The organism is Mesorhizobium sp. M0500, from assembly GCF_040321165.1.
GTDB lineage: Bacteria > Pseudomonadota > Alphaproteobacteria > Rhizobiales > Rhizobiaceae > Mesorhizobium.
Window position 1 is genome coordinate 1 of sequence record NZ_JAMYRB010000062.1, and the last position, 4,054, is coordinate 4,054.

Consider the following 4,054-nt stretch of genomic DNA (forward strand, 5'->3'; position numbering starts at 1 on the left):
ACTCTACCAACTGGCTGCCGCCAATGGCCGAGATGGATGGTTTGTTGCTGTTCGCCTCGTCCACTGGAACGAGTAAGGTGCGCCATTTGCTGACAATCATGGCGCTTCACCATTGCGCTCGTTCTCGCTACGACCTGATGCGGACCCGAAGCGGATGGTCGTTTGATCCGGTTAAACTCAACGCGCCACCCGACCACGTGCGCCATCTCGAGACGTTCGCGAAAACCTCCACGTCGGTCGCGACTCGACCATGGAGCGGAAGTACAGGCGAAGTACTGTTTCGTTCGAGATGGCCTGGTTCAATCTCCAGCATCCTCCTCCTGCCAAACTGGCCGGAGCGAATGCCGGCCGCGAGCGAGTGGCCTTTGAGCGTAGCTCAGAGCGTCTTGCTCATCATCAGGATCGGAACCGGAGCGCCGCCACGGTCATCGACGAATTTCTCGGCGGGCTGGTAGCCGCAGGCTCGATAGAGCGGCACTCCTGCCATCGTGGCTGCCAGATCGGCACGGCGGAAGCCCTCAGCCTTAGCGGCACGTTCACACAGCGAAAGGATAAGGCGACCGACGCCTCGCCGGACAAAGTCCGGATGCGTATACATGGCTCTGATACGCGCCGCGTCCGTGGTTGGATCAAGCAGTGCCGCGTTGCGTCCCGGTGACTGATCACCACCATACATGGTCGTGCGCCGGCTCCAGCCACCGCAGCCTGCCAGGACGCCCTCGTGCTCCACGACGAAATAGGTGCCATCATCGACAAGCTGCGTGTCCAGCCCCATGATTGCGCGGCTGGATCGGATCTGGTCATCGTCGAGAAACGGTTTCTGGAGTTCGGAGATCGCTGCATCCATGAGCGCAATCATGGAGGCGAGGTCCTCGCGTCGCGCTATCCGGTGCCGAAAGTCTTCACTGGCCATGTTCAAGCACACCATGAGGCGAAACAAACGCACGATATGGCGAATTTCGTTCCGTCAGAAGACCAAAATATTCGTTGCTGCGGCAGCCTTGGGACGCCTGTCGACAGCAGGCCGAAGGTATAACCAATGACAGTCATTCTGGCAGCCCCGCCATGCGATAACCTTCCACGATATGCCGGCGCACGTCTTCGGCTGGGAATGGCTGCGAATCCGACCAGTGCCGGATAGTGAAGTGCGGATTGCTTATCATGAACATTTTCGCCTCCCAGCGCGCTTCCTCCAAACGGCCAAGTTGCGCAAGGCTTGCTGCAAGCAGGCGTCGTGAAGTCGTGCGATAGGTTTCGGGCCTGCGCAGCGTTTGGATCGCCGATTCGTAGTCGCCCAGGGCATATTGGGCCTGGCCCAACATCCAGTAATACCAACCGGGCGGGTGAGGGTTGAGTCGCAGTGCCCTGCGGACCTGCTCTATGGCTTCGGCAGGTTGGCCCTTTTCCGTCGTCAACTCGGCCTGCATTGCCCAGGCGTCGGCGTGGTTGGGGTCCAACTCGTGGGCAGCATCGAATTCGGCATCCGATTCCACCCAGCGACTCTCATGTCCAAGTATGACGCCCAATACCCATCTGTTCCCGGCGTCGTTCGGGTCGAGTTCGACCGCCAGCTGTGCTTCGGCGAGCGCTCTTGCGCGGTTGGGGTCCATCGGTTCGTCCCAGAACTCCCAGCCCAGCCAGAGGTTGAGTGCCAGCCAACGGTGCGCCTCCGCGTATTCCGGGTCGAGCGCGATTGCCCGGTCTAGCAGCAAAATGGCCTCTTTCGCGGTGAGCGCGGTTTGCAAGCCAAGGGCCCGGGCACGCACACAGAGATCATAGGCCTCCAGGTTGCTCGGTCTGTTGCGCGCCGGCGCGGTGGTCAGGCGTCCAACCAGAGCCTCGACAATCTTGCCGGTCACCTCGTCCTGAACGGCGAAGATATCTTCTAGGCTCCGGTCGAATCTTTCGGCCCAAAGGTGGTCACCCGCGATCGCGTCGATCAGTTGGGCGTTGATACGCACCCGTCCAGCGGCCCGCCGTGCACTACCTTCAAGAAGATGGCGAACTCCCAGTTCTCGCGCGATGCGACGCACATCCACGTGCCTGCCTTTGTATGCAAATGCCGAGTTGCTGGCGATGACGAACAACTCGCTTGTCCTCGACAGATCCGTGATCAAGTCTTCGGTGAGGCCATCGACAAATGCCTCCTGCTCCGGATCATTGCTCATGTTCGTAAAGGGGAGGACGGCAATGGAGGGCTTGGCGGGGAGCTGCAGAGGCGCTTTCTCCGCGAACCCGCCATCGTCCGATGCGGTCGACAGCCGGATCCGGTAGACAGACACTGGTTCGGTGACGTTCTTGATCGCTTGCGGACCAAGTTCGTCGAAGCCGCAATCGAGCTTCCGTTTGACTTGGTCGTAGACGCTGCCGGACACACAGACGTCTCCTGCCCCGGCCATTGCCTGGAGCCGCACTGCGACAATGACGCCGTCGCCGAACAGATCGCCGTCCTCGACAACGACATCGCCCAGATTGATGCCGATATGCAGGTAGATTCTCCGGTCGGCGGTCACACCCTCGTTTGCGGCCGCCATCCGCTTCTGAAGGTCCACGGCGCATGACACGGCGTTCACCGCGCTTCCGAACTCGACCAGAACGCCATCACCCATCAGTTTCACAATACGGCCATGACGGTCGCGGACGAGTGGTTCGAGGATTTCCTTCCTCCTCCTCCTTAAAGCGGCCAACGTTCCTTGCTCGTCCTGGTCCAGAAGTCGACTGTAGCCCACCACGTCGGCAGCCAATATGGCGGCAAGGCGGCGTTGGGCGCGTTCTTCGGCCATTTCGCGTTGCTTTCATTGAAAGCAGAAAAGCGAATTTTATGCCGCCCATTTCAAAAGTCTATCAGGTTGACTTCGAGGCTCGATCGCCAAGCAGCTACATAGGGTGATCGCGCCTGTCGATTGTCCCCACTGGGGCCACGACTTGCGCTTGGGGCTCGTCTTGGAGAAGGTCAGCAAGGGGTCAGTGCCGAGTGCCGCGAATGTCGGCTATCGGGCAGTGAAATGGGCCGACGAAGGGCAGCTCAGGGTCAGATCGCGTCATGCGACGCTCGCAACTGATCGACTGCAAGGGTCGGAACTCGGTCGTCTTAGAGTGATTTGGGTTTTGGCGGCTAGAGCGACCCGGCATGAGGTGGTCCGGACTGTGAACGAGGGGGTCGGCAGAGCGCGTCTCATAGGGGGCCACAAGCCAGTGCCCCGCCGCCGACAAACACCGGCGGGCGGGTGCCTCGGGGACACGATGGTAGATTGCCAATGCGTTCGCGGGTGTGGCCTTAAGTCGCAAACTATTGGCTTCAGAAGCAGGGCGTCGGGCTTCATTGACGGTGCTACCAACACCATATGGTCCGTAGCCCTCCCAAACGAGAGAAGCTCGCCCCGACGGGTCGCACTGCGGCCGTCAGCCGGCAATTGCTGTGAACTAGGAAACCATCATGCCTGAAAATATCAGACTAACTTCGAGAGACGTCCCTCTCATTCAGCTAGGCCTCTATCAGTGCCGCTTCCCGGTGAGCGAAGACCCGTCAGTACCCGGCGGCTATCGTTTTTGTGCTGGGCCAACTTCGCCGGATCGCGTCTACTGCGATCACCACCACCACATTGTGACCGCCGTGGACCCTCGTCGAGCCCGTTCGGGTCTCCACCTCGCTCAACGACGCGCCGCGTAAGTCTGGCTGGCGGCGGCCTCCCGGCCAGGCGCTATGCGCTCCAATGGCTACGACCTTTCCGTCGGCTCGGTCTGGCCCATCCTCCCTTATGCCGTCTTCGCCGATGTCTCCCCCTTCGCCCGATTGAGAACGACGACTTCTCGCCGAAGCGATCGCTTCGGAATGCCGTCGTAGCCCGACCCGAAGCTCAGTGAGCTTTTGTAGAGGTCGAGGGTCCAATCCAACGGTCTGGACTCCACCGGAGTGCCTGCACTCGAGAGCGATTGGCTCTCCGGCAGCCGATAAGGATCCAAATTTAAGCGCCACTTGCCGCCATTCATCGTTTGGCCAGTGAACTGTCGCTTTCGATGCACAGCGGTCGTTCCTGGCAACGCGCGCCGTTCG

General features: G+C 60.4%; 3 protein-coding genes. All 3 read right to left on the reverse strand.

From position 1 onward, the window contains the following. Positions 1–376: 376 nt before the first annotated feature. Positions 377–859: a GNAT family N-acetyltransferase gene (locus NKI70_RS33600; RefSeq protein ID WP_352726408.1), complete on the reverse strand. Its 483-nt coding sequence runs from the start codon at positions 857–859 to the stop codon at positions 377–379. 187 nt (positions 860–1,046) lie between these two features. Further along, the gene (locus NKI70_RS33605) at positions 1,047–2,783 is read right to left on the reverse strand and encodes an adenylate/guanylate cyclase domain-containing protein (RefSeq protein ID WP_352451966.1); all 1,737 of its coding nucleotides are present in this window, start codon (positions 2,781–2,783) and stop codon (positions 1,047–1,049) included. A gap of 973 nt (positions 2,784–3,756) precedes the next feature. Further along, positions 3,757–4,054: hypothetical protein (locus NKI70_RS33615; protein ID WP_352726410.1), on the reverse strand; the 298-nt coding region annotated here is incomplete at its 5' end.